Annotated in this window: 20 protein-coding genes and 3 pseudogenes; 21 read left to right on the forward strand and 2 right to left on the reverse strand. The window is 42.2% G+C overall.

The annotated features are described in order from the left end of the window. The first annotated feature begins 28 nt into the window (after positions 1-28). The 16 genes and pseudogenes from AC4CV5_RS01095 to dbpA all read left to right on the forward strand — a co-directional run bounded on the left by AC4CV5_RS01095 (position 29) and on the right by dbpA (position 16,549). Positions 29-7,033, forward strand: coding sequence for a DNRLRE domain-containing protein (locus tag AC4CV5_RS01095; protein ID WP_490921962.1), 7,005 nt, complete (start codon positions 29-31; stop codon positions 7,031-7,033). A gap of 36 nt (positions 7,034-7,069) precedes the next feature. After that, on the forward strand, positions 7,070-7,429 hold the full coding sequence (locus AC4CV5_RS01100) for an immunity protein WapI (protein WP_014481370.1): 360 nt from the start codon (positions 7,070-7,072) through the stop codon (positions 7,427-7,429). Positions 7,430-7,496: 67 nt separating this feature from the next. Next, positions 7,497-8,102 (forward strand): annotated as a pseudogene (locus AC4CV5_RS01105) (RHS repeat-associated core domain-containing protein); the annotation flags it as partial. A gap of 314 nt (positions 8,103-8,416) precedes the next feature. After that, a complete protein-coding gene (locus tag AC4CV5_RS01110; protein WP_166846625.1) occupies positions 8,417-8,899 on the forward strand; it encodes a YxiF family protein in 483 nt (160 codons plus the stop codon). Between the two features lie 269 nt (positions 8,900-9,168). Continuing rightward, positions 9,169-9,585: a YxiG family protein gene (locus AC4CV5_RS01115; RefSeq protein WP_166846628.1), complete on the forward strand. Its 417-nt coding sequence runs from the start codon at positions 9,169-9,171 to the stop codon at positions 9,583-9,585. Next, positions 9,582-9,908, forward strand: a pseudogene (locus AC4CV5_RS01120) (DNA-binding protein); the annotation flags it as partial. The gene AC4CV5_RS01115 and the pseudogene AC4CV5_RS01120, both read left to right, overlap by 4 nt. Beyond that, entirely contained in the window at positions 9,903-10,433 is a 531-nt protein-coding gene (locus tag AC4CV5_RS01125) for a YxiH-YxzG fusion protein (RefSeq protein WP_246303236.1), read from the forward strand. The pseudogene AC4CV5_RS01120 and the gene AC4CV5_RS01125, both read left to right, overlap by 6 nt. A 17-nt stretch (positions 10,434-10,450) precedes the next feature. Further along, a complete protein-coding gene (locus tag AC4CV5_RS01130) occupies positions 10,451-10,939 on the forward strand; it encodes a DUF2716 domain-containing protein (protein ID WP_166846633.1) in 489 nt (162 codons plus the stop codon). 25 nt (positions 10,940-10,964) lie between these two features. After that, the gene (locus AC4CV5_RS01135) at positions 10,965-11,723 is read left to right on the forward strand and encodes a hypothetical protein (RefSeq protein ID WP_166846636.1); all 759 of its coding nucleotides are present in this window, start codon (positions 10,965-10,967) and stop codon (positions 11,721-11,723) included. Between the two features lie 155 nt (positions 11,724-11,878). Beyond that, complete coding sequence (locus tag AC4CV5_RS01140) at positions 11,879-12,169, forward strand: hypothetical protein (RefSeq protein ID WP_246303226.1); 291 nt, start codon at positions 11,879-11,881, stop codon at positions 12,167-12,169. A gap of 430 nt (positions 12,170-12,599) precedes the next feature. Then, positions 12,600-12,896: a YxiJ family protein gene (locus AC4CV5_RS01145; RefSeq protein ID WP_166854565.1), complete on the forward strand. Its 297-nt coding sequence runs from the start codon at positions 12,600-12,602 to the stop codon at positions 12,894-12,896. A 13-nt stretch (positions 12,897-12,909) separates the two neighbouring features. After that, complete coding sequence (locus AC4CV5_RS01150) at positions 12,910-13,362, forward strand: hypothetical protein (RefSeq protein ID WP_166846639.1); 453 nt, start codon at positions 12,910-12,912, stop codon at positions 13,360-13,362. Between the two features lie 17 nt (positions 13,363-13,379). Then, positions 13,380-13,508, forward strand: a pseudogene (locus tag AC4CV5_RS01155) (hypothetical protein); the annotation flags it as partial. Next, positions 13,500-13,730 carry a hypothetical protein gene (locus AC4CV5_RS01160; protein ID WP_488167983.1) on the forward strand — a complete coding sequence of 77 codons (231 nt, stop codon included), beginning with the start codon at positions 13,500-13,502 and terminating at the stop codon, positions 13,728-13,730. The pseudogene AC4CV5_RS01155 and the gene AC4CV5_RS01160, both read left to right, overlap by 9 nt. A 149-nt stretch (positions 13,731-13,879) precedes the next feature. Next, complete coding sequence (locus AC4CV5_RS01165; RefSeq protein WP_166846646.1) at positions 13,880-15,028, forward strand: rhamnogalacturonan acetylesterase; 1,149 nt, start codon at positions 13,880-13,882, stop codon at positions 15,026-15,028. Between the two features lie 81 nt (positions 15,029-15,109). Further along, positions 15,110-16,549 carry an ATP-dependent RNA helicase DbpA gene (gene dbpA / locus AC4CV5_RS01170; RefSeq protein ID WP_490921963.1) on the forward strand — a complete coding sequence of 480 codons (1,440 nt, stop codon included), beginning with the start codon at positions 15,110-15,112 and terminating at the stop codon, positions 16,547-16,549. Positions 16,550-16,568: 19 nt separating this feature from the next. On the opposite strand, the gene AC4CV5_RS01175 is transcribed toward dbpA, so the two are convergent. Then, positions 16,569-17,855: an MFS transporter gene (locus tag AC4CV5_RS01175; RefSeq protein WP_490921964.1), complete on the reverse strand. Its 1,287-nt coding sequence runs from the start codon at positions 17,853-17,855 to the stop codon at positions 16,569-16,571. A gap of 206 nt (positions 17,856-18,061) precedes the next feature. On the opposite strand from AC4CV5_RS01175, the gene AC4CV5_RS01180 reads away from it, so the two are divergent. The 5 genes from AC4CV5_RS01180 to AC4CV5_RS01200 all read left to right on the forward strand — a co-directional run bounded on the left by AC4CV5_RS01180 (position 18,062) and on the right by AC4CV5_RS01200 (position 24,456). After that, a complete protein-coding gene (locus AC4CV5_RS01180) occupies positions 18,062-18,736 on the forward strand; it encodes a hypothetical protein (RefSeq protein WP_490921965.1) in 675 nt (224 codons plus the stop codon). A gap of 94 nt (positions 18,737-18,830) precedes the next feature. Further along, a complete protein-coding gene (gene licT, locus AC4CV5_RS01185; protein WP_166846689.1) occupies positions 18,831-19,664 on the forward strand; it encodes a transcriptional antiterminator LicT in 834 nt (277 codons plus the stop codon). A gap of 313 nt (positions 19,665-19,977) precedes the next feature. Next, positions 19,978-21,810, forward strand: a complete 1,833-nt coding sequence (locus AC4CV5_RS01190) for a beta-glucoside-specific PTS transporter subunit IIABC (RefSeq protein ID WP_373922789.1) — start codon at positions 19,978-19,980, stop codon at positions 21,808-21,810. Positions 21,811-21,830: 20 nt separating this feature from the next. After that, on the forward strand, positions 21,831-23,252 hold the full coding sequence (locus AC4CV5_RS01195) for a glycoside hydrolase family 1 protein (RefSeq protein WP_490921966.1): 1,422 nt from the start codon (positions 21,831-21,833) through the stop codon (positions 23,250-23,252). Between the two features lie 97 nt (positions 23,253-23,349). Further along, positions 23,350-24,456, forward strand: coding sequence for a hypothetical protein (locus AC4CV5_RS01200; protein ID WP_490921967.1), 1,107 nt, complete (start codon positions 23,350-23,352; stop codon positions 24,454-24,456). A gap of 37 nt (positions 24,457-24,493) precedes the next feature. On the opposite strand, the gene AC4CV5_RS01205 is transcribed toward AC4CV5_RS01200, so the two are convergent. Continuing rightward, positions 24,494-25,072, reverse strand: a complete 579-nt coding sequence (locus AC4CV5_RS01205; RefSeq protein ID WP_373923086.1) for a DUF421 domain-containing protein — start codon at positions 25,070-25,072, stop codon at positions 24,494-24,496. Positions 25,073-25,160 lie beyond the last annotated feature (88 nt).

The raw sequence follows: 25,160 nt of genomic DNA on the forward strand, positions 1-25,160 counted from the left end.
TTACTTTTGTTACAAAAGGAGAGAGGAAATGAAAAAAAGAAAGAGGCGGACCTTTAAAAGGTTCATTGCAGCATTTTTAGTGTTGGCTCTTATGATTTCATTATTGCCAGCAGATGTAGTGGCAAAAACGTCAGAAGAAGAGGCGAAAAATCGTGTCGCGGCTCCTGACCCAGAAGAAACTCTTCGGAATGAACAAACTGAGGAAGCCGTACCTTTTGATCCGAAAGATATAAACAAAGAGGGAGAGATCACCTCAGAAAGAACTGAAAATACAAAGCTTTATTATGAAGGCGACGGTGTTTATAAACAGGAAGTATATCTTGACCCTATTCATACAAAGGAAACACCGAATGCTGACTGGGAAGACATTTCCCCTGAGTTAAAAGAGTCAACAAGCAAACAAGTCGAGACAGAGAATGCCATTTTGAATTCAGATTTTCAAAAGCAAATGAGGAACGGGCTTTATGCGACTTTTGAGCACAATGACCAAAAGGTTACATATTCACTTGTAGAAGCGAAAGGCCCAAACAAAACTTCACTTACTCCGAAAGATACCTCAGCAGATTATAAGACTGATAGTAATGAGATTGTATATCCGGATGTGTTTCCGAATATTGATCTTCAGACTTTCACATTCAATGAAAACATAAAAGAAGATTTAGTCCTTCATCAGTATGATGGATACAACACATTTACATTTCAGGTAAAAACCGATTTGCAGGCTAAAGAACAAGAGGATGGATCCATTGATTTTTCTAACGAAAAAGGCAAAGTTGTTTTTTCTGTGCCTAAGCCTTTTATGACGGATTCAAAGTTAGATGAGCTTTCCGGCGAGGTTGAAAGGTCGGACAAAGTCAGCTATAAGCTGGAAAAGAATGAAGAAGGGTATTTGCTTCACCTCACAGCAGACGAGAACTGGCTGAAGGACCCGGAACGCGTATATCCAGTATCTATCGACCCGTCAACATCTTTATCTGTTTCATCAGATACGTTTGTCATGAGTGCCTATCCGACAACGAACTATTCGGTGTCCTCGCAAAAATGGGATGCAAATTTAAAGTCTTATGTGCTGAAAACGGGCTACTATGACAAAACAACAGGCACAAACTATGCGTTCATGAAATTTAACAACCTAAAACCGATTCAAAATATGACTGTCACCAAAGCGACATTAAAAACATACGTCGCCCATTCCTATTATGGAACAAAGGCAACCGGTCTTTGGCTGGATACAGTCAACAGCAATTATGATAATGGAAAAGTGACATGGAATACAAAACCGGCATCTAAAAATATCGGAAAAGCCGACGTCCATAAAGGACAGTGGGCGAGTTATGACGTGACTGCTGCTGTAAAGTCATGGAACTCCGGCGGGGCCAACTATGGATTTAAGCTTCATACAAACGGAAACGGCAAGGAATATTGGAAAAAACTGATTTCTTCAGCAAACTCCGCCAATAAACCGTATATTGAAGTGACGTATACCATACCAAAGGGAAACACCCCTACAATTAAAGCCTATCACAACGGCGATTCCACTGGTTATTTCGATATCAGCTGGAAAAAGGTTGAAGGCGCAAAAGGATATAAGGTATGGATCTACAATGGTAAGGAATATCAAGCGATTTCTGCAGGCAACGTCACGTCGTGGAGCACAAAAGGAAAAAAAATCTGGCCTACGAGCGCAGAAATTGCCTCCAAGAGATATAAACTGCATCTGGACGGCAAGGATGGAGCTGAATTGGCATTAGATCCATCCCCGGTCTATAAGAATTCCGGCGGAAGCTATGCTACAAGCAAAAACTATTGGATTGGCGTCAGTGCAGTATTTGACCAAGGTGAAGGAGCGATGTCCGCACCGGCAAAACCCGTTATCCCTAATGTAGGGAAAGCACAAGCACCATCAGCAAAGGGCTACAATAATGGGAATGCCACAGGATATTTTGATCTTTCTTGGAAATCTGTATCTGGTGCAACCGGCTATAAGATTCAGGTGTTCAATGGGAAAGGCTTTGAGACACTTGATCTGGGAAATCAGACGTCTTGGACCACCAAAGGGAAAAAGATCTGGCCGACAAGTGCTGAAATCAAGGCGGGGAAATATGCTCTTCATCTGAAAGACGGCAATGGTGCAGAGCTCCCGATCAATCCCGGCCCAACCTATAAAAACGCCGGGGGAGATGGAGCCAAAAGAAATTACTCGTTTAAATTGATCGCATACAACAAAGATGGCGAAGCGATTGCATCACCGGCTGCTAACCCGGCACTTCCTGATATCGCTAGGCCAAAGAATTTAACTGGCTATTTGTATACAAATACAAAATCGAGTCAAACGGGCTATGTGAATTTGATATGGGAAAAGGTTCAAAATGCGAAAGGCTATAAAGTTAACATTTACAACGGTAAAGAATATCAATCCTTTGATGTGGGTGACGCGGATCATTGGACAACCCAAAATAAAAACATCTGGCCGACTTCTGAGGAAATCAAAGCTGGAAGCTATAAGCTGCATACCGATGGAAAAGGCGGGGAATTAGCCCTCGATCCATCACCTGTCTATAACAATGCAAATGGGAATTACAAAGGGAAGAAGAATTATTCTTTCACGCTTGTCGCTTATGATGCGAATGGTGAAACGATTCCGACAGCGCCCTTTAACCCAACGTTCCATGAAGGCGCAGAATTCCTAGGGACAGAAGAGTACTGGTCTATCATTGATATCCCAAGCGGCCAGTTAAATGGTGCGACAGGCAATGTCATTGTGAATGAAGAAGATTTGTCAATTGACGGACGCGGTCCGGGACTTGGCTTATCGAGAACCTACAACAGTCTTGATAGCTCTGATCATTTATTTGGGCAAGGCTGGTATGCTGATGCAGAAACATCTGTCATCTCAACGGATGGCGGGGCAATGTATATCGATGAAGACGCTACGACACATCGATTTACGAAAAAAGCCGATGGCACGTATCAGCCGCCGACCGGTGTATATCTTGAATTAACAGAAACAGCTGATCAGTTCATATTAAAAACAAAGGATCAAACCAACGCTTATTTCAATAAAAAAGGCGGCAAACTCCAAAAGGTAGTGGATGGCCACAACAATGCAACCGTCTACACTTACAACGACAAAAATCAACTGACCGCCATTACAGATGCATCAGGCCGCAAGCTTACATTTACCTATGATGAAAACGGCCATGTGACTTCCATCACCGGACCTAAGAATAAGAAAGTCACCTACTCATATGAGAATGATTTGCTGAAGAAGGTTACAGATACAGACGGGACTGTCACAAGCTATGACTATGATGGCGAAGGGCGCCTTGTCAAACAATATTCAGCCAACAGTACCGAAGCAAAGCCTGTTTTTACCGAATATCAGTATAGCGGACACCGTCTCGAAAAAGCGATCAACGCTAAAAAAGAAACATATGTCTACAGCTATGATGCTGATAAAAAAACGCTTCTCATGACACAGCCGAATGGCCGGAAGGTACAGTACGGCTATAATGAAGCGGGAAATCCGATTCAGGTCATTGATGATGTGGAAGGGCTAAAGATTACAACGAATACAAAATATGAAGGCAATAATGTTGTAGAAGATGTAGATCCAAACGACGTCGGCACCGGAAAAGCAACGGAAAGCTATCAATATGATAAAGATGGCAACGTTACATCCGTTAAAGACGCATATGGAACTGAGACATACGAATACAACAAAAACAACGATGTCACAAAGATGAAGGATACTGAGGGCAATGTCACAGATATTGCTTATGACGGACTGGATGCTGTTTCTGAAACTGATCAGAGCGGAAAATCATCGTCAGCAGCTGTTTATGATAAATACGGAAATCAGATTCAATCGAGCAAAGATTTATCAGCTTCAACCAATATCCTGAAAGATGGAAGCTTTGAAGCGCAAAAATCGGGCTGGAATCTGACCGCATCTAAAGACAGCGGCAAAATCTCAGTCATCGCCGATAAAAGCGGAGTTCTTTCTGGATCAAAGGCTTTGGAAGTCTTGAGTCAATCAACGTCTGCCGGAACAGATCATGGGTATTCGTCAGCGACTCAAACAGTTGAGCTGGAGCCGAATACAACCTATACATTAAGCGGAAAAATCAAAACAGATCTAGCGAAATCAAGAGCCTACTTTAACATTGATTTGCGAGACAAAGATCAAAAACGAATTCAATGGATTCACAATGAATACAGTGCATTAGCCGGAAAAAATGACTGGACAAAACGGCAAATCACTTTTACGACTCCAGCAAATGCAGGAAAAGCCGTTGTGTATATGGAAGTCGATCATAGAGATAAAGATGGCAAAGGAAAAGCATGGTTTGATGAAGTCCAGCTGGAAAAAGGCGAAGTTTCGTCAAGCTATAACCCAGTTCAAAACAGCAGTTTCACATCGGCAACGGAAAACTGGAGCGTAAGCGGGGCATCCGTTGATTCTGAGGAAGGATTTAATGATGAGGTATCATTAAAAGCTGCCCGAACCAGTGCGTCCCAAGCCGGATCAGTAACAAAACAAACCGTTGTCTTAGGGCAAAGCGCAAACGACAAACCGGTTTATCTCACACTGACAGGAATGTCGAAAGCCAGCAGCGTCAAATTTACAGATGAAAAAGACTATTCTCTGCAGGCGAATGTCACTTACGCGGACGGCAGCACAGGTGTATACAATGCAAAATTCCCATCAGGAACACAGGAATGGAACCGGGCTGCTGTCGTTATACCAAAAACAAAACCGGTCAATAAAGTCGATATCAGCATTCTGTTTCAAAAGAGTGCGACAGGAACAGTCTGGTTTGATGACATCCGTCTGATTGAAGGAAGCCTTCTGACAAAAAGCACGTATGACAGTAATGGTAACTATGTGACCAAGGAAGAAGATGAACTAGGATACGCCACTTCAACTGATTACGATGAAACTGGTAAGAAAACAGCTGAAACAGATGCAAAAGGTGAAAAAACAACCTATACGTATGATCAGGCAGACCAATTGACAAACATGACGCTCTCCAACGGCACTTCTATCCTTCACAGCTATGATAAGGAAGGCAATGAGGTAAGCAAAACCATCCGGGCGGGAGCAGATCAAACCTATCAATACGAATATGATGTGATGGGCAAGCTTGTCAAAACAACTGACCCTCTCGGCAATGTGCTAGCAAGCGAATATGACGCCAACAGCAACCTGACCAAAACCATTTCACCAAATGGCAACGAAGTGTCTCTTTCCTATGATGGAACAGACCGGGTGAAATCAAAGTCGTATAACGGTACAGAAAAGTACAATTTCACGTATGACAAAAATGGAAATGAAACATCGGTCGTCAATAAAGAGCAGAACACCACAAAGAAACGGACATTTGACAACAAAAACCGTTTAACCGATTTGACTGACCGCGGCGGCAGCCAAACTTGGACATATCCTAGTGACTCCGATAAGCTGAAAACCTTCTCGTGGAGCCATGGGGATCAAAAAGGAACGAATCAATTTACGTATAACAAACTGGATCAAATGATTGAGATGAAAGACAGCACCTCTTCATATTCATTTGATTATGATGAAAATGGCAATGTCCAAACCTTTATTACAGGCAACGGCGGCGGAACAAGTTTTTCATATGACGAAAGAAACCTTGTAAGCTCGCTGCATATCGGCGACAAAAATGGCGGAAGCATTCTGACGGAAAGCTATGAATACGACGCCAACGGCAACCGCACAACGATAAACAGCTCAGCAAGCGGCAAGGTGCAATATGAGTATGGGAAGCTGAATCAGCTTGTCAAAGAAATCCATGAAGATGGTACGGTCATTGAATACACATATGACGGATTCGGCAACCGGAAAACCGTTACAACTGTAAAAGACGGCTCAAGCAAAACGGTGAATGCTTCCTTCAACATCATGAACCAGCTGACAAAAGTCAATGATGAAAGCATCTCTTACGATAAAAACGGCAACCGTACATCTGACGGCAGATTCACATATACGTGGGATGCAGAAGATAACCTGACCGCCGTTACAAAAAAAGGCGAAGACAAGCCATTCGCAACATATAAGTATGACGAAAAAGGAAACAGAATCCAAAAAACGGTCAACGGAAAAGTCACGAATTACTTCTACGACGGAGACAGCTTGAACGTCTTGTATGAAACAGACGCGGACAACAACGTCACAAAATCATACACGTACGGAGACAGCGGCCAGCTGTTATCCTACACAGAAAATGGCAAGAAATATTTCTATCACTACAACGCACACGGTGACGTCATCGCGATCTCAGACAGCACCGGAAAAACGGTTGCCAAATATCAGTACGACGCATGGGGAAATCCAACAAAAACAGAAGCAAGCGACGAAGTGAAAGACAACCGCTACCGCTACGCAGGCTACCAATACGATGAAGAAACCGGCCTGTACTACCTCATGGCCCGCTACTACGAGCCAAGAAACGGCGTGTTCCTATCGCTCGACCCAGACCCAGGAAGCGATGGAGATTCACTAGATCAAAACGGATATACCTATGGAAACAACAACCCGGTCATGAATGTCGATCCAGACGGCCATTGGGTATGGTTTGTTGTCAATGCAGGATTTGCGGTATATGATGGATACAAAGCTTATAAATCAGGCAAGGGTTGGAAAGGCGTAGCGGTTGCAGCCGCATCAGGATTTGTAGGTGGTGGAAAGTTAAAATTAACAAAAAAAATCGGAAAATGGGCCACCTCAAGACATTGGTATAAAGGAACATTTAAAACTAAAAGAAAGTCATTGGACTATCATCATAATAAACATATTGTGAGAAATGGTAAATCTTACAGTAAAAAGAGATATACAAAAGTTGCTAGAGCATTTTATAGATCTAATAAGCATTTACGCGAAAAAGTAATACTAGCTACTGGAAAAAAAGGTTACAGGATTAAGAATGGAAAAAGAACTGGTTATTACACAAGAAGTGGAAAGGTAGTTACATTTGTGAATAATAAATGGAAGAAAAAGAAAAATCGTTAATTTTAATTTCTACAATATAGAAGGGCCTGAATATGGATGAAATTTTTTAAAAGATATAATATTGATCAAAAAACATTAGATGAGTTCAAAAAATATTATGTATTATTACATGGTCCGTTTCCAAATGATATGTATGATTTTGAAGAAGAAACAAATACTTCTTTAGATGAATTTTATGAATTTTTTGCCTTAATAACTGGAAGTTTAAATTATATAATTGAAGATAAAAAAATTCCTAGATATCAAAGAGAAATGTTAAAAAAAACGTTCTATGAACATTATCCTCATTTTAGGAATTATAAAAGTGATATTTTAAAATATCAAGAATTAAGTGAATGCTTAGAATTTCATGAAAAAATTAGGATTTTGATTAATAAGCTTATAACAGGAGGATGAATCTTTAAACTAAAATAATAAACAAAAACAGCTGTCAAGTATATTTGACAGCTGTTTTAATTAATTCGGGAAAGACACAATTTATTTTTACAGCGACAGTCTGAATGTGTATACTTTCACAAAAGCATACACATACGGTGATAGTGGACAACTGCTAGCATTCACGCAAAATGGCAAGAAATATTTCTATCACTACAACGCACACGGTGACGTCATTGCCATCTCAGACAGCACGGGAAAAACCGTTGCCAAGTATCAATATGACGCATGGGGAAAACCAACAAAAACCGAAGCAAGCGATGAAGTAAAAGACAACCGCTACCGCTACGCAGGCTACCAATACGACGAAGAAACCGGCCTGTACTATCTCATGGCCCGCTACTACGAGCCAAGAAACGGCGTGTTCCTATCGCTCGACCCAGACCCGGGCAGCGACGGAGACTCATTGGATCAGAATGGGTATGCTTATGGAAATAATAACCCGGTGATGAATGTTGATCCGGATGGGCATTGGGTATGGCTTGTGGTAAATGCCGGATTTGCAGCCTATGATGGGTACAAGGCATATAAATCAGGTAAAGGGTGGAAAGGTGCTGCTTGGGCAGCTGCTTCTAACTTTGGGCCCGGGAAGATATTTAAGGGTGCTAGTCGGGTTTATAAAGCTACCCAACAAATGAGTAGGAGGGCTTCATTCAGGGCTGCTAAACGGGCTGCCGGAATACCTACTTCTTCTCAATTTAAAACGCATAAAAAAGTATACGATGGTAGTAGTGAGCATAGAACTGTATATTCTTTTGGTAGAGTTGGAAGAGGAAGTCATAAAAAATATGTGGTACTTCATAAACATGATAAACGAGGTAGAGGACCCCATTTCCATGGTGTTGGAAAAGGTAGAAGTCCCTTGAAAAAAGGGAGGTACAATCAACTCAAAGGACATTATCCAGAACATTTTAAAGGATATAGAACAAAAAGAAGGAGATAGGGTAATTGAGAAGAAAATTAGATGAAAAACTTAAGGAGAATAAGAGAAAAATTTTAATAAAACAATTAAAAGAGAGCCTACAATACTGCGAAGAAAAAGGATTTATTTACCAATTAACTGATGTAGGACAAAGCCGCGATTTGTTGGAAGCTGTCTTGTCAAATTCTGTTGAAGGTATGTTGCGTGAAATGAAGGTGAATAGCAAAAAGGAGGCTGAACAGTTATTAAAAGAAACCATTGTTACCTTGGGTTCTGAAAGCATAAATGATATTGTCTATCTATTTCATCCACATAGTGATGAAGTGGGAGCCATCAAGAGTACCCTGAAAGATTGTGTAGAGCATCTAGGCTGTTTATTAGATTTTATTGAATTTGAAGGTCAATTACTTTCTAATAGCTTTATTTTGCTAGAACCATCCTTTGCATTTGCAATCTGTTTATTTCACACCGAATATGGTTGTGAGCTCTTTTATGCAAAAAAACTGTAAGTTTATAACTAATCATTTAGTACTTTGAATACGTGGTGTCAGTTTGACCACGGTAAAGCTAATAGAAGGCATATATAAAATCAAAAGCGGGATTGATTTCAAAATTCTCCAGATGATTATTTGCATTCAACAGATGATTTAAATGATTAGATAAAACAATATACAAAGTGATATATTTTCGGCTTGATGATGACTTATGATTATCATCAAGCCTCTTTTATATACGGATTTGTTGGTATATAAACAGAGATTAGTCAGGAGGTGGAAAAATGTACAAAATAATTGAACAATGGATAGATTATATTGACGGGGGATGCAATGTTTTAAAGGTCGATTATCAGTTCTTTAAAAAAGAACTCTCACTCGATATTCAAGTTTTTGAAAACAACAATAAATATACTCATAACATTCTCTTTCAAAATGTAGCTTCTGTTTATTTTAATGGAGGTGATGGGGATATTCGATTGGAAAGAGTTGTTCCGGAGGAGTTCAATTGGCAAATTTTCGAGATCAGTTATCACCCGGAAGGAATCGGAAACCTATCAAATCCTATAATACCAGAGTATCAATCAAATGCTAATTTTCTCATTGACATAAACAGAAGATTGATAGCTGTAGAGGCTGAGACTGTTTCTTTTGATTCAAAACAATTTTATGCGCATAAAGTTTGGGAGCATGAACAATGAAAAAATTAAAAATGAATAAAATCATCAACAGGGACACCCAAGATTATTTTTTCCATGCCGATGCACAGGGGCGTGTATACATTGGAAAAGGTGTGAAAGGTGATATGACCATTTCAATCTATGATCCTTCCGGTGACGTTCGGGATTTTAAAGTGAAAGAGCAGGTGGCTTACAACGATATTCAGCTCTTTCAACAATATGAAAATGGCTATGTCTTTGTTTATTACGAATCGTATGAGCCGAAGGTAAAGGTTTTTTCAGAAGAGGGAAGAGTGAAAAGTGATTTTCGCTTGCCTTCAGGAGTTTCCTGCTGTCTTTTGGATGAAAAACAACAGCTTTGGGTCGGTTTATGTGATGAAGGGATTTATCATGATGAAAATCCCAATGGACATAGTGTATGGTGTTTTTCGTTAGATGGTCAGCAGAAGGAAATACACATTGATAGAAAGCTCGAAGAAATGGATGCGCCGGCTGTAGATGATTGTTATGGGCTTGCAGAAAAAAACGGCTTGATTTACATGCTGTATTACGGAGATGCAGTCATTGCCGCATTTGATGAAACGGTCGTGAGACGGGTGTGGATTCTGTCGGATAAAGAGCCGGACTCAGAAGCATTTGATCAGCTCGCGATATCTGAAGAAGGTTTTTTGGTTGGGACGTTCAATTGTTACAGTGCAGACCTTAAGTCGTCTCTTTATTTGATTTCTACCGATGTGAGTCAAGAGATGAAAGAGATAACATGCTGTGACTCGAACGATGAAGCCCTAGACGTTCAACAGCTGAAACTGACAAGTAATGCTGTTTACGCAGTGACCTCTTCAGGTGTTTATATGCAGGATATCCAATAAGGTGTAGGGATGAGATTATGATGAATTGGCACGCTTTAAGTCAGACAAAACAAGACCGCATCTGGTCAGAAGTGAACAAACTTATAAAATGGAAGCCCGGAAGCAGTTGTCATCACATCATCCCGCCTGATCCATATCAAGTGTTTGATATTTCTAGCGGGATGAGCGGTAAAGCCAGTAATGATGATGTGGTCAGAGTGCTGAATGATTTAGAGACTTCGATTTTAAAAGCATTTCAATCATGTAGTGGAAAACACGATGTGATGTACGCATTAGACTGGCAGCATGACGGATATATCTTTAGCCCTCATCAGACAATGCCTCAGGATGAATTTGGAGAATGGCCTGTTCCCGTATTTCCAAATGGAGACTATTATTTCTTTTTTCATCAGGACTTCTCTTGGGGACTCTTGGGAGACCCCTGGAAATTGACAATCACTGTGTTTGGTGAAGAGCTGTTGGAGGCGATAGATAATGATCCGCCTATCCTGTTTCAAAATAGATGAGTGTTCTGAAAAACGGAGGTGAAACATGGGCTTTTGGGAAGAAAAATATAAAAATAAAAAGATATTCGTAAGTGATGATGGTTTGGATATTTGTCACGACGCCATCGAAGATTTTCACGCTGTGTTCCTGGAACAATTGGATCGCAAGCCTACTCTAAATGAATTTGTTTATACTCTCTTTCAGGTATTAAAATCAGACGGCGATTCATTTTTTAAAGAATTAGAAGGAAAACAAGTCACTGACATCAACCTAAAGATGAAAAAAAGAACTACTTTAAGTGAAGTTAGGCCTGGTGTGGCAATTGAAATTCCTTTACGGCAAATCAATCAGTTTACATATGCATTAGTGGTAAAAGGAGATTTAGCAACAGATAAAAATGATGATCTTCTCATTCAGTATTTTGATATTTTTACAGATCAACGCTTGAGTAAAAAAGACATTTCTCTCATGATGGCAGAAAAGCAAAGAACCCTTTTTATTGCGAATACAGGATATACAGGCTTTCTTCAGGGGAATTGGAAGGTTGTTTCCAAGGTGCCGGTAGATTTGATGAAAAAATTTGATCATTCTACTATAACATTTGTCATGTATGAAGATGGAAAATACCTCATTAGCCAAGACGATTCATTAGCGGCAGAGAGTGATTTAATAGAGGTTGATGAAAAACGGGGGAAGACCTTTAGCAATCCGATTGGGCTATTTGGTCACCTTAGTATTGAGGATATTCTTTATCAATATTTCAAGGGAACCTCGATGGAGGAATTGATCAAGTATGAGTTGTAAAAAGGGCTTTTATATTAGTGGGGAGGTTGAGGTACATATGAGCAGGGATTGTCTGGAATGTGCAAATTCTGAACTTTTTCTCTTAAATGATTTTATTCAAACCATTCCCCCTACGCATCACTGAGTATCATTGGGTTATTGGCGATATTTTGAATATGATGGATGTATCCGAGGATAAGGATCATTGGATCGATATCATAGGTGAGCGTGAAGACTATCTTTTTATCACAGGTGAGGAATTTCATCGTATATTAAATGAATTTAAGATTTGTGTGATTTTTTCTACTTTAACTGCTGTGCCTAAAGAGACGTTACCCTATAATCTAACAAATGTGCCTTTTGTCGATGGGAATGTTGACTATTATGTAGATGATTATGTTTCTCCTGTGAAAGAGTGTATTTTTGAAGTCGTTTTTTTGATTCAACAGATATTATATTTACAGTGACCGATGAAAATATAGAAAGAATGTTGAAAGATGCTTTTCCTGATTTAAAGCCTTACTGTGAGTATGGAGTATAGAGACGCTATCAACGGAGGAATTAAAATTGAGTATTTCCGGAGTTGCTCCTATTTTGTTTCAGCATATCAAGAAATGGCGTTTTTATCGAGAAACAGATCACGTGCTTGGTGCCATTTATACGATTGAGTTAGCAGCTGTTTATCATTCACGTACGATTGTTGTCATATTCAAAGACGTTTCAGTCGTTACGATACGAGAAATCGAAACCCTACCGGATCTATCAGATGGACTTCTCCATATTGAAACGCAACCACAAGGCACGTACCTTGTGGAAGAATGGGAAGAGCAGACATTCCGCTTTTATTGCCGGCAATATGAGGTGAGGGAAGTTGAACAGGGTGAGGAGAGGATCAACGTGCTTCAAAAGCTGAGAAAGAGGCAGCAAGAGCTTGAAGAAAAGCCGTACCCTGATGAATTGTATGGCTTTGAAGCGGAAATCTATGAGTTTTTTATGCTTGTTGCTGGCAGTTTGGGTTATGTGCTGGCGAATAAAAGGATGCCCCAGCATCAGCGGCGTTCGTTGGAGAAAAGTTTTTTTGAGCTGTATCCTGTCATCCCGCCGGATATGATCAAAAACGATACTGATTTGTATCATCACATTCTCTTGTATGAGCAAGTCAGACAAGAGATTTGCGCTGCGCTATCCAACTGATAAGGAGAATTTTATGGAAAAAACCTCTATAAGCAGTATTGGCAATTTGGACATGATCGAGCTTAAGCCTGACCAAACCGTTATGTCATGCGAACTTGAAGATGCTGAGTCTTTTAATCGTTTTTGGCAAGGGCTTGCCTGTGAGCGAATCATGATACAGGTGATAACGGGTGGTTCATTTATAGAAGACCTGTCAGAGTTTTTCAAAGGCTATGCTTATAAAGTGACGAAGCTGGCGAAAAGGCAATTTCATTTCCAATGCGTAGTACATGAAACAGGCCGGGGCATTGCAGATTTTCTCTTTCTGCTAGCTTCCATCAATGATGATGTTTTTCTGATCACTGATCCTCAACCGGATAAAAACTATTTTTCCGAAGGCAAACTCCAGTGCCTAACGGACTCAGGCGAACGGATCATGTGGTTTGAATACGATGCTGCGGAGATCTATATGGTTGGAGGTAACTAAAAATAGGGGGAATTCACTTGAATATCATACAATACGAGAAATTGAAACAGCATCTTTCTGATGCGGATACAGGTCCATTTACATTAAACGAGTTTTCTTTCTATATGAAAGCAGATGATCGTTATATTCATATTCCTGTGTTTGAATTAAAACTATCAGCTCAAACCTGTGACATTCATTTGCGGTTTGAAAACATTAGTGCATCAAAGCTGGATGACCTTGAATCCATCGATGCGGTTGAGTTGGAGATTGAACCGACTGACGATCAATGGGAAAGACTCCGTTATTATGTGTATGATCAAGAAGGCCAGATGAGTTTCTATTGCGGAGGGTGGGATCTAATCAAGTGTGACAAGAAGTCACACTGATTTCCTTTTTTGCTTGAGACTCCCCTTTTTGAAAGAACGGCAGCTCATTTTTATTTTGTAACGCAATTATTTTTCTGCATTCAGCCATCATAAAGAAACAATCACCGAGTATGCATTAATGTATACGTTTTCATAGAGGGGGAGTCTTGATGAAAAAATGGATGGCAGCGGTTTTTATGATGATGTTAATGATGTGTTTTGGCGGGATTGAGAGTGTGAAGGCGTCAGAGCCGAAGGTATATCAGTTTGACTTTGGAAGCGGTTCGGTGGAGCCTGATTATATTGGCGTCAGGGCGTCTGATCGGTATGACCGGTCAAAGGGCTACGGTTTTCAGACACCGGAGAATATGAAGGATGTGGCGGCGTCCGGGACTGGTGTGAAAAGTGATGCGGTTCAGTTTTTGGCGTATGGGACGGAAAGCGACAACACGTTTAACGTGGATCTTCCGAAGGGTCTTTATGAGGTGAAGGTGACGCTTGGCAATACGGCGAGGGCAAGTGTGGCGGCGGAGGGGGTGTTTCAGGTCATCAATATGACGGGAGACGGTGCGGAGGATACGTTTCAAATTCCTGTCACCGACGGGCAGCTGAATCTGCTGGTGACAGAAGGCAAGGCGGGTACCGCTTTTACGCTCAGCGCCCTGAAGATCAAGAAGTTGTCTGATCAGCCGGTGACGAACCGAACCATTTATGTCGGCGGCGATTCGACGGTGTGCAATTATTATCCGCTCAACAGCAGCAAGCAGGCGGGCTGGGGGCAGATGCTGCCTCACTATATTGACAAACACACCTTTCAAGTGAGAAACATGGCGTCTGGCGGGCAGATCGCGAGAGGGTTTCGAAATGACGGTCAGCTCGAGGCGATCTTGAAGTACATCAAACCGGGTGATTATTTTATCTTGCAGCTGGGCATTAATGACACAAATCCGAAGCATAATGAATCTGAAGCGGAATTTAAGGAGATTATGCGTGATATGATCCGCCAGGTGAAAGCAAAGGGTGCGGAGGTCATCCTATCAACACCTCAGGGCCGGGCGACCGACTTTACATCTGAAGGCATCCATTCGTCTGTAAACCGATGGTACAGGGCTTCTATTTTGGCTTTGGCCGAAGAGGAGAAAACGCACCTCATTGACTTAAATGTCCTCAGCTCGGCTTACTTTACATCAATCGGCCCTGAAAAAACACTGGCGCTATATATGGATGGAGATACGCTGCATCCAAACCGCGCGGGGGCTGACGCACTGGCGCGGTTAGCCGTTCAGGAGTTGAAACGTCAGGGAATTGAAGGATTTTAATACGTCATTTTTCGACAAAACACATATGCCTGCGTGAATTAGCGTATAATGAGAACATCTGCAAGAGACAGGAGTTTATACATGAGTCATTTTAAAAACTATCAAATCAGTCATGACATTTTACGAGCATTAGAAGGACTGGGATATACAGAACCGACCAAGGTGCAGCAGAGCGTGATCCCTGCTGCCCTTGAACGAAAGGATCTTGTCGTCAAATCACAGACGGGAAGCGGGAAAACGGCTTCGTTTGGGATTCCTCTCTGTGAGCTGGCGGATTGGGATGAAAACAAGCCGCAGGCGCTTATTTTAACTCCGACCCGTGAGCTTGCGGTGCAAGTAAAAGAGGATATCACGAACATCGGACGATTTAAACGAATCAAAGCGACAGCCGTGTTTGGAAAATCATCTTTTGATAAACAAAAAGCCGAGCTGAAGCAAAAAAGCCATATCGTTGTCGGTACGCCAGGCCGCGTTCTGGATCATATCGAAAAGGGCACGCTGCCGTTAGACCGTCTTTCCTATTTAATCATTGATGAGGCGGATGAGATGCTGAATATGGGCTTTATCGAGCAGGTGGAGGCGATTATCAAGCATCTTCCGGTTGAGCGCACGACGATGCTGTTTTCAGCGACGCTGCCGGAGGATATTGAGAAATTGAGCCGTCAATATATGCAAAACCCGGAGCATATCGAAATCAAAGCGGCCGGCCTAACCACAAGGAATATTGAACATGCGGTGATTCAAGTAAGAGAAGAGAATAAGTTTTCTTTGCTGAAAGATGTGCTGATAACCGACAATCCCGACAGCTGCATCATTTTCTGCCGAACGAAAGAGCACGTCAATCAGCTGACCGATGAATTGGATGATTTAGGATATTCATGCGATAAAATTCACGGCGGAATGATTCAGGAAGACCGCTTTGACGTCATGAATGAATTTAAACGAGGCGAGTATCGGTACCTAGTCGCGACAGATGTCGCCGCGCGCGGGATTGATATTGAAAATATCTCCCTTGTCATTAACTATGATCTGCCTCTTGAAAAGGAAAGCTACGTCCACCGCACGGGCCGGACGGGGCGCGCAGGGAACAAAGGAAAGGCCATTTCGTTTGTCACAGCCTTCGAAAAAAGGTTTTTAGCTGACATTGAAGAATATATCGGGCTTGAGATTCAAAACATAGAAGCCCCTTCTCAAGAAGAAGTTGCAAAGAAGAAACCTGAATTTCTATCTAAATTGAATGACCGTCCGGAATTCAAAAAGGACAAAAGCGAAGAGCTGAATAAAGACATTATGAAACTGTATTTTAACGGCGGAAAGAAAAAGAAAATCAGAGCCGTTGATTTTGTAGGGACGATTGCCAAAATTGATGGTGTGTCAGCTGATGACATCGGCATTATCACGATCATGGACAACGCTTCTTACGTGGAAATTTTAAACGGAAAAGGCCCTCATGTTCTCAAAGCGATGAAGAATACAACCGTCAAAGGGAAAAAACTCAAGGTGAATAAAGCGAATAAATGATGAAATGACCTGCTCCCGGTTAAAGGGGCAGGTCATTTTGATGCTGGCTGACATCGGCACTGTTCTCTCCCGGCACAAAGGCGAGGATGACGATTCCGATCACAAATAAAATGATCAGGCTGAACACCGCAGTCGAGGATTTCCCTGTCAGCTGGGCAGTAACGGCGATGAGCAGCGGCCCCATAATCGAGGCGAATTTCCCGAAAATGTTGTAGAAGCCGAAGAATTCATTGGCGTGGCGCTTTGGCACCAGCTTGGCGAAATAAGAACGGCTGAGGGCTTGAATGCCGCCCTGCGAGGTGGCGACAAGCATGGCTAGTATCCAGAAATCAAGCGTTGTCTCCAGAAAATAGGCGTACACGCAGACAATCATATAAATAACAATCCCAACGTACAGCATTGTTTTTCCCGTAAAGCGTTCTGCCAGTTTTCCGTATACAATGGAAAACGGCGCGGCGACGACCTGGGTGACAAACAAGATGATCAGGAGGCTTGTGGGGCTGATCCCTAAATCAGATCCATAGGATGTCGACATCGTAATAATCGTGCCGACTCCATCGATATAAAAGAAATACGCAAGCAAAAAGAGAAACAGCGCCCGGTATTGCCTAATCCGTTTCATCGTTTGGCCAAGCCGCTTAAAGCTGTTGATGACAATATGAGGTTCTCTTTTGATGTAATAGCGCTGATGGACATGTTTCAGCATCGGGATGGTAAACAGCCCCCACCAGGCAGCCGTTATGAAAAAGGACAGCTGGCTTGCGGCCGATACAGACATCGGAATCGTTTCTGCTTGTGCAAGCAGGATGACAGCAATGCTGATGATAAATGGAATCGTGCTTCCTATGTAGCCTAAGCCAAAACCCCGTGCAGAGACGATATTCATCCGTTTTTCTGAAGTGACGTCAACGAGAAAGGCATCATAAAACACGTTGGCGCCGGAAAAACCGATAGCCGATATCGTATAAATCAGCAACAAAAGCAGCCAATGTTCACTCGGGATAAAGGCGAGCATCGCGGTGCTGGCGACACCGGCTGACACAAAGAAACCGAAGAACTTTTTCTTGCATCCTTCATAGTCGGCGATCGTGCCTAAAATCGGCCCGAGCATGGCGAGAATAAACGTTGAAATCGCAATGGTATAACCCAAATAGGCAGTCGATTGGGCAGCACTGACACCGCTTTCTGCAACTGCTGATTTATAAAATAACGGAAACACCGCGGTGGTTACGACAATCGAGTAAGCAGAATTTGCCCAGTCATATAACACCCAGCTGTTTTCTTGTTTCGTAAAACGTTTCATCATCAGCGCCCTCCTCCGGTAACGATACTTCTATTGTACGAGAAATAGGCCTGAAAAGAATGGAATCAACGTCAATTTTTACAAAATGTTTATGTTTTTTTGCTGCGAATCATACTTTTGATTTATTGCTAGGTATGGGTGTATCTGGTACCATTTATCTATATTTTGACGAATTTTCCAGTAGAGGTGCAGCAGAGAGGAGACAGAGCATGAGGCGAATAGGCTTATGTATAAGCCTGCTGGTCACAGTTCTCGCGATGAGCGCATGCGAAAGTGAAACTCAGACATTTGCAGACCGTGATCAAAAGACGGTAAAACAAACCGCAGCCAAACCGATGAGCAATAAGAAAAAGCAGGACTTTCGGACCCTTCCAAGCGATATGCAGCTGGCCATTGTTTTCAGCTCCATGATGCGTGTAAGCGAAGTATTTGATTATGGAATCGGCAATCCTGAATACTTCGTACGGAGCAGCATGACTGAAGAAGAAGCAGACATTGCGAAGGAGAACCTTGAATCGATTCAATTTGAAAATAAACAGCTCAAAAAACAAAACAGCGAGGCATTCGCTTTGCTTCAAAAAACCCGCAATCAAGAAATGAGCCGCAATGAAATGCAGCAGCTGAAAGAAAATAGAGCCGCTTTTTTTGAGGTCACAGAACGTATGATCAAACTCATCAGCCGAGTCACACCAAAAAACGCAAATAAGACAAGACAGCAGCTGGATCAGTTGAAAAAACAATATACACAATACAGCGCCGAAAGCGTCAAAATCATGAACAGCATTGTCAAAAAGCAGAAAGTTGACAAGGCATCATTTGATCGCCATCTGGAGGCGCTGCTTCAAAAACAGCCCGGGCAGCCGGTGCTGAGTGAATTGAATTGACCTGTTTCCTTCTTTCCCTGATGATATTGACCTAGTACAAAAAGAATGTACAATCAAGGTATAGTCTGTTCTTAGTTGATTGGAGGGACATGTCATGAAAATTGCGAAGGTGATCAACAATAATGTGATCAGCGTGGTCAATGAGCAGGGAAAAGAATTGGTCATCATGGGCAGGGGGCTCGCGTTCCAGAAAAAGTCTGGAGATGATGTCGATGAAGCTCGCATTGAAAAGGTGTTCACGCTCGATAACAAGGATGTATCTGAAAAATTCAAAACCCTTTTGTATGATATACCGATCGAGTGTATGGAAGTATCTGAAGAGATTATCAGCTATGCGAAATTACAGCTCGGCAAAAAGCTCAACGACAGCATCTATGTGTCACTGACCGATCATATTAACTTTGCCATCCAGCGCAATCAGAAAGGGCTTGATATCAAAAACGCCTTGCTGTGGGAAACAAAGCGGCTGTACAAAGACGAATTTGAAATCGGCAAAGAAGCGCTGCACATGGTGAAAAACAAGACTGGCGTGTCTCTGCCGGAGGATGAAGCAGGCTTTATAGCCCTGCATATCGTAAATGCCGAGCTAAACGAAGAGATGCCTAATATCATCAACATTACAAAAGTCATGCAAGAGATTTTGAGTATCGTAAAATACCATTTTAAGATTGAATTCAACGAAGAATCGCTTCACTATTATCGGTTCGTCACTCATTTAAAGTTTTTTGCGCAGCGTCTATTTAACGGCACATACATGGAAAGCCAGGACGATTTTTTGCTGGATACGGTGAAAGGAAAGTACCATCGCGCGTATGAATGCACGAAGAAAATCCAAACATACATTGAGCGGGAGTATGATCACAAGCTCACCAGTGACGAGTTGCTGTATTTAACGATTCACATAGAAAGGGTCGTCAAACAAACATAATGAAAGCGTTGACATTTTCATTTTCTTGTGTTAGTTTTTTCTTACATTCACATATGATGATGTTAGGATTGTTACTGATAAGCAGGCAAAACCTAAATTACAATGAGTGCGGAAGATCTCTGTCTGTGCTGATGGTAATTTAGGTTTTTATTTTTTTCAGAGGGATGGTGATGGTGGCGTTTTACAGAAAAAACGAATGATGGCGTTTCATAGGATTGTTACTGGCCAGGCAGGCAAAACCTAAACTACTTGTTCCTATTGCGATAGGGGTAGTTTAGGTTTTTTATTTTTTAGCAGAAGGGATGAGAGGAAAATGGGGATTCAAGCGGCGGCAAAAAATATACTACAGCTGGTTGGCGGGGAAGAAAATGTGCGTTCCCTTGTACATTGTGCGACACGCCTGCGTTTTACGCTGAACGACCGGTCGAAAGCAAATAAAGATAAAATCGAAGCTTTGGATGATGTCGTAACTGTAGTGGAAAGCGGCGGGCAGTTTCAAGTTGTGATCGGCAATCACGTTTCAGAGGTGTATCAAGAGATTGGAAAAATGTCTAATTTGCTGAATGATGACCGTGATGAACGTTCTGCCCAGAAAGGGAATCTGTTCGGACGGCTTGTTGATATCGTATCGAGCATTTTTACACCTTTGCTTGGCGTGATGGCGGGCGCGGGAATTTTAAAGGGCCTGCTGATGATATGTACAAATGCCGGCTGGCTCAAAACAGAGGAAACCACTTATACGATACTGTATGCCGCTGCGGACAGCCTGTTTTACTTTTTGCCGCTCTTGCTGGCCATTACCGCTGCCCGGAAATTTGGCGCGAATCTATTTGTTTCTGTCACAGTTGCGGGTGCGCTTATCTATCCAACGATCATTGAGTTGAAGAATGGAAATGCGGAAACAGACTTTTTCGGTATTCCAGTCGTGTTAATGAACTATACGTCAACTGTGATACCGATCATTCTGGCGATCTTAATGATGAGTTATGTTGAGAAGTCTTTGAACCGGATGATTCATGATAGTGTGAAAACCTTCATTACCCCGCTGATTTGTCTGGTAACCATTGTGCCGCTCACATTAATTGTATTCGGCCCGGTTGGCGTAAACGCGGGAAATGCCATCGCGTCTGCGATTCTGGCCATCTTCAGCTTTAACCCAATGCTGGCCGGCGCTGTGATCGCGGCACTCTGGCAGATTCTTGTCATCTTCGGCATTCACTGGGGGATTGTGCCGGTCATTTTAAATAACATTGCGGTCAATGGGCAGGATTCGATCAAACCGGCTACAGCGGCAGCAGTGTTTGCACAAACGGGAGCTGCTGTGGGTGTCATGCTGAAAACGAAAAACAAAAAATTAAAGGCGCTTGCCGGTTCCGCCGCTGTCACAGGGATTTTCGGCATTACAGAACCGGCCGTGTATGGCGTGACGCTCAGGCTGAAAAAACCTTTTGTATGCGGCGTCATTAGTGCTGCTGTTGGCGGTGCGATTATCGGACAGGCTCACAGCGTGGCCATCGCTTCTGGCGCACCCGGTCTATTGACGATCCCGATTTTCTATGGACAGGGCTTTGCCGGTTTTATCTTGGGAATCTCGGTATCTTTTATTCTATCAATCATCCTCACGTATATTGTCGGGTTTGAAGACCCCGCGGAACAAACAGAAATCAAAGCCGAAACACCTGCACCCTCAGTCCGCCGGGAAGAGATCAGCAGCCCGTTAGAAGGAAAAGTGGTTCCGCTAACAGAAGTGAAGGATAAAGTGTTTGCATCTGAGACACTCGGAAAAGGGATAGCGATTTTACCGGAAAAAGGCAGACTCGTCGCACCAGCGGATGGCGTAATATCAACCGTTTTCCCGACGGGCCATGCATTCGGCATGGTTACCGATCAGGAAACGGAAATCCTCATTCACCTTGGATTTGATACGGTGAAGCTGGAGGGTAAGCACTTTTATCCTAAAGTAGTGCAGGGACAAGCAGTTAAACAAGGTGATTTGCTTGCTGAATTTGACCTGGATGACTTACTAAAAGCGGGGTTTGACATGAATACGCCAATCGTCATCACAAACACAGATCAATATACTGACGTCATTCAAACAGACCAAAAACAAGTCAAAATAGAGGAAAGAATCTTTTCTTTAATCTAAAACCATGGGAGGAACAAACAATGAACTATAAAACACTTGCAGCATTTCCAGAAAATTTTTTGTGGGGCGCATCTACTTCTGCCTATCAAGTTGAGGGCGCGTGGAACGAAGACGGAAAAGGCCCGTCAGTGATTGACGCACGCGACAGCTATCCTGAAGGAACGACTGATTTTAAAGTCGCCAGCGACCATTACCATCGCTATAAAGAAGACGTTGCCTTGTTTGCTGAAATGGGCTTTAAAGCGTACCGGTTTTCCATCGCATGGACGCGGATTATTCCTGACGGCGACGGAGACATCAACCACAAGGGAATTGAATTTTACAGCAACCTGATTGATGAGCTGCTCAAATACAAGATTGAACCGATCGTTACGATGTATCACTTTGATCTGCCGAATGCCGTGCAGAAAAAAGGCGGCTGGTCGCAGAGAGCGACAATCGATGCGTTTGAACGGTATGCCAAGGTGTTGTTTGAGCACTTCGGTGACCGCGTCAAGTACTGGCTGACCATCAACGAACAAAACATGATGATCCTTCATGGCAGCGCTTTAGGCACACTTGACCCGAATCTCAAAAACCCGAAAAAAGAGCTGTATCAGCAAAATCATCACATGCTGGTGGCGCAGGCAAAAGCCATGAACCTCTGCCACGACATGCTGCCGGACGCAAAGATCGGTCCTGCTCCGAATATCGCGCTTATCTATCCGGCGTCTTCAAAACCGGAGGATATTGTGGCGGCTTTCAACTATAATGCGATTCGGAACTGGCTCTATTTAGACATGGCAGTTCATGGGCGCTACAATACGACGGCGTGGGCTTATATGAAAGAAAAAGGCTATACGCCAATCATTGAAGATGGTGACATGGAGATTCTGCAATCCGCGAAACCTGATTTTATCGCCTTTAACTACTATACCTCTCAAACAGCAGCAGCGAGCAAAGGCGATGGATCGGACGAAGTGGCACGGGGAGGAGACCAGCACTTAAAAACGGGAGAAGACGGTGTCTACCGCGGCAGCAGCAACCCGCATTTGAAGAAAAATGACTTCGGCTGGGAGATTGATCCGGTCGGTTTCCGCTCCACGCTTAGAGAAATCTATGACCGTTATCAGCTGCCATTGATCATCACAGAAAACGGGCTTGGCGCTTTCGATCAATTAGAAGAAAATGATACGGTCAATGATGATTACCGCATTGATTATCTAAAACAGCACATCGAACAAATTCAGTGGGCCATCACAGACGGCGTCGATGTGTTTGGCTACTCTCCATGGTCAGCCATTGACTTGATTTCTACACACCAAGGCTGCTCGAAACGCTATGGCTTCATTTACGTCAACCGTGATGAATTTGATCTGAAGGATCTGCGCCGGATCCGCAAGAAAAGTTTTTATTGGTATAAAGAGCTGATTGCTTCAAATGGCGAAGTGTTGAAAGGGTAGTTAAAAATATACAAATTAAGAACATTGAGTAATAAATGTAAACCAGTTAAAGCTTCCTGCCGATATGTAAAGTATAAAATCTGGAAGGAGTTTGTATATGAAGAACAAAAAAATATTTTCATTACCCCTATTGTGTGCTGTCTTGATTGTGGCCTTTAGCTTTTGTCTGAATTCAAATACTGCCGCGGCGCAAAGCGTGCCAAAAGAGAAAGCAATCATGAAACAGCAGGAAACATTGAAAAACCATAAGGAAATTGAGGATGTTTCTTTAAAGCAAGCAGATGCAGGAAGCCTTAAAAAGGATAAAAAAGCAGAACCCATTAAAGTAAAGAAGCCTGCAGATGAGAATGTTTTTAATACAACTTCCATGTACAACTCCGAAGACCAAGTATTCGATACTTCATCTGTTCTTAACGAAAATAACCCAGACGATATGTATTTTTTCAGCACTTCGTCAGATCGAACTCTAATCACACGGATTTTGTCTGCTAACAGTCAGTATTATGTAAAATTGTATGTTGTCAATTGGGACACGGGTGAAGCACAGCCGACTAATATTGTAATGGATGCGGGGAACTTAGTTCTTTTAAAAGAGCTTCCGGCCGGCGATTATATGATCCGGGTTTATTCTGAAGGAACGCTGGGAGATTCATACAACATTCAGTTAAACGCAAAAAACCCTTCAAATTACACAAGTGTGAAGTCGATCACCTCTAATTTGCAAGCTTTTGTTGCTGAGTACGCAGACGGCTCTGTCTATGCAAACGGAACATTGTTGTATAATACCAATACAAAAACATCTTCATTAAGCTGGGAAAGAGAATATTACTTTTCGTATGGCGGCGGGTATAATCAGCGCACCCATTCTATTTCCGATGTGAAGGTGAAAAGCGTTTCTGATCCTGTTACTTATCGTGCTAGTTATGCGAGCTCAAATTCGGCAGTGATGGTTTACTTAGATACAGGGACTCTGTTTATGCATCATGTATCAGCGTATCAATCAGGGGTAGGTTACGAAGACTCTTTTCTTGATACGTTAGGAAAAAAAACACCTAGAAGACTTGATGCAGATGATCAAAACTATGGTGATCATATTTTAATCGTTGATGTAAAAACCGGCAAAGCAATCGACTTTTTCAGTGTTTTAAATTACTACTACGCATCAGGCGTTGAAAGCTTGCCAGCCATTTCGTATATTCAATAATAATTCACTTGGGCTATTTCATTACAATGAAATAGCCTTATTTTAATTTGCCAGCGGAATGACTAGTGTTTTTTAACTCTTCAAAAATGTTATCTTGCTTATCAGGTTCAGGCTGATTCATTGTATTTGCAGCAGGAACATTCATCATTTTCTTAAAATCACCCATGGTTAGCGGCTTCTTGTCATCATGCAATTCAAATCCTAATTGGCCGTTCGCTTCGATCGTTGCATTCTTAATGTCCTTTATGCTGGTGATTCCGTGAAGCCTCATTCGCATTTCAAGCTGGTCAACTGTCAGCCTCAATTTTTTCATATTTTCTATATTGAGTTTACCATCTTCAACGACTAATTTTGCTTTGCCGGTTATGAACTTTTCCATCCAATTGGCCTTCACCTGAAACCATTCCATGAGTATTAGCGCCACAGTAAATATACTGGCTGCCACAAGGGTTTTCCATAAACTTGTCTCTATAATCGGCTGGACAATAATTGTTCCAATTGAAATCATAACCACAGTTTGTGCTAACGTCATTTGAGAGATTGACTTTCTCCCTGATATTCTGAGCAATATGATCCCGGATATAATTAAAATGAGTGCTTCCCAAGCAAAATTCATGCAATCACCTTTTTGTGTTGGTTTTTCCATAGTATGATCCAGGCTTTTCGGATTATACAGAACAAAAGGATTTCCGCTAGCGGAAATC

This window comes from Bacillus sp. NS1 (assembly GCF_058248265.1).

Excerpts from the sequence above, each read along its gene's own strand:
- AC4CV5_RS01140 (WP_246303226.1), top strand. The coding sequence starts at position 11,879 with ATGATGGATGTATCCGAGGATAAGGATCATTGGATCGATATCATAGGT.
- AC4CV5_RS01115 (WP_166846628.1), top strand. The coding sequence starts at position 9,169 with ATGTACAAAATAATTGAACAATGGATAGATTATATTGACGGGGGATGC.
- AC4CV5_RS01150 (WP_166846639.1), top strand. The coding sequence starts at position 12,910 with ATGGAAAAAACCTCTATAAGCAGTATTGGCAATTTGGACATGATCGAG.
- AC4CV5_RS01205 (WP_373923086.1), bottom strand. The coding sequence starts at position 25,072 with ATGAATTTTGCTTGGGAAGCACTCATTTTAATTATATCCGGGATCATA.
- AC4CV5_RS01165 (WP_166846646.1), top strand. The coding sequence starts at position 13,880 with ATGAAAAAATGGATGGCAGCGGTTTTTATGATGATGTTAATGATGTGT.
- AC4CV5_RS01175 (WP_490921964.1), bottom strand. The coding sequence starts at position 17,855 with ATGATGAAACGTTTTACGAAACAAGAAAACAGCTGGGTGTTATATGAC.
- dbpA (WP_490921963.1), top strand. The coding sequence starts at position 15,110 with ATGAGTCATTTTAAAAACTATCAAATCAGTCATGACATTTTACGAGCA.
- licT (WP_166846689.1), top strand. The coding sequence starts at position 18,831 with ATGAAAATTGCGAAGGTGATCAACAATAATGTGATCAGCGTGGTCAAT.
- AC4CV5_RS01100 (WP_014481370.1), top strand. The coding sequence starts at position 7,070 with ATGAAATTTTTTAAAAGATATAATATTGATCAAAAAACATTAGATGAG.
- AC4CV5_RS01180 (WP_490921965.1), top strand. The coding sequence starts at position 18,062 with ATGAGGCGAATAGGCTTATGTATAAGCCTGCTGGTCACAGTTCTCGCG.
- AC4CV5_RS01130 (WP_166846633.1), top strand. The coding sequence starts at position 10,451 with ATGATGAATTGGCACGCTTTAAGTCAGACAAAACAAGACCGCATCTGG.
- AC4CV5_RS01095 (WP_490921962.1), top strand. The coding sequence starts at position 29 with ATGAAAAAAAGAAAGAGGCGGACCTTTAAAAGGTTCATTGCAGCATTT.
- AC4CV5_RS01195 (WP_490921966.1), top strand. The coding sequence starts at position 21,831 with ATGAACTATAAAACACTTGCAGCATTTCCAGAAAATTTTTTGTGGGGC.
- AC4CV5_RS01135 (WP_166846636.1), top strand. The coding sequence starts at position 10,965 with ATGGGCTTTTGGGAAGAAAAATATAAAAATAAAAAGATATTCGTAAGT.
- AC4CV5_RS01200 (WP_490921967.1), top strand. The coding sequence starts at position 23,350 with ATGAAGAACAAAAAAATATTTTCATTACCCCTATTGTGTGCTGTCTTG.
- AC4CV5_RS01190 (WP_373922789.1), top strand. The coding sequence starts at position 19,978 with ATGGGGATTCAAGCGGCGGCAAAAAATATACTACAGCTGGTTGGCGGG.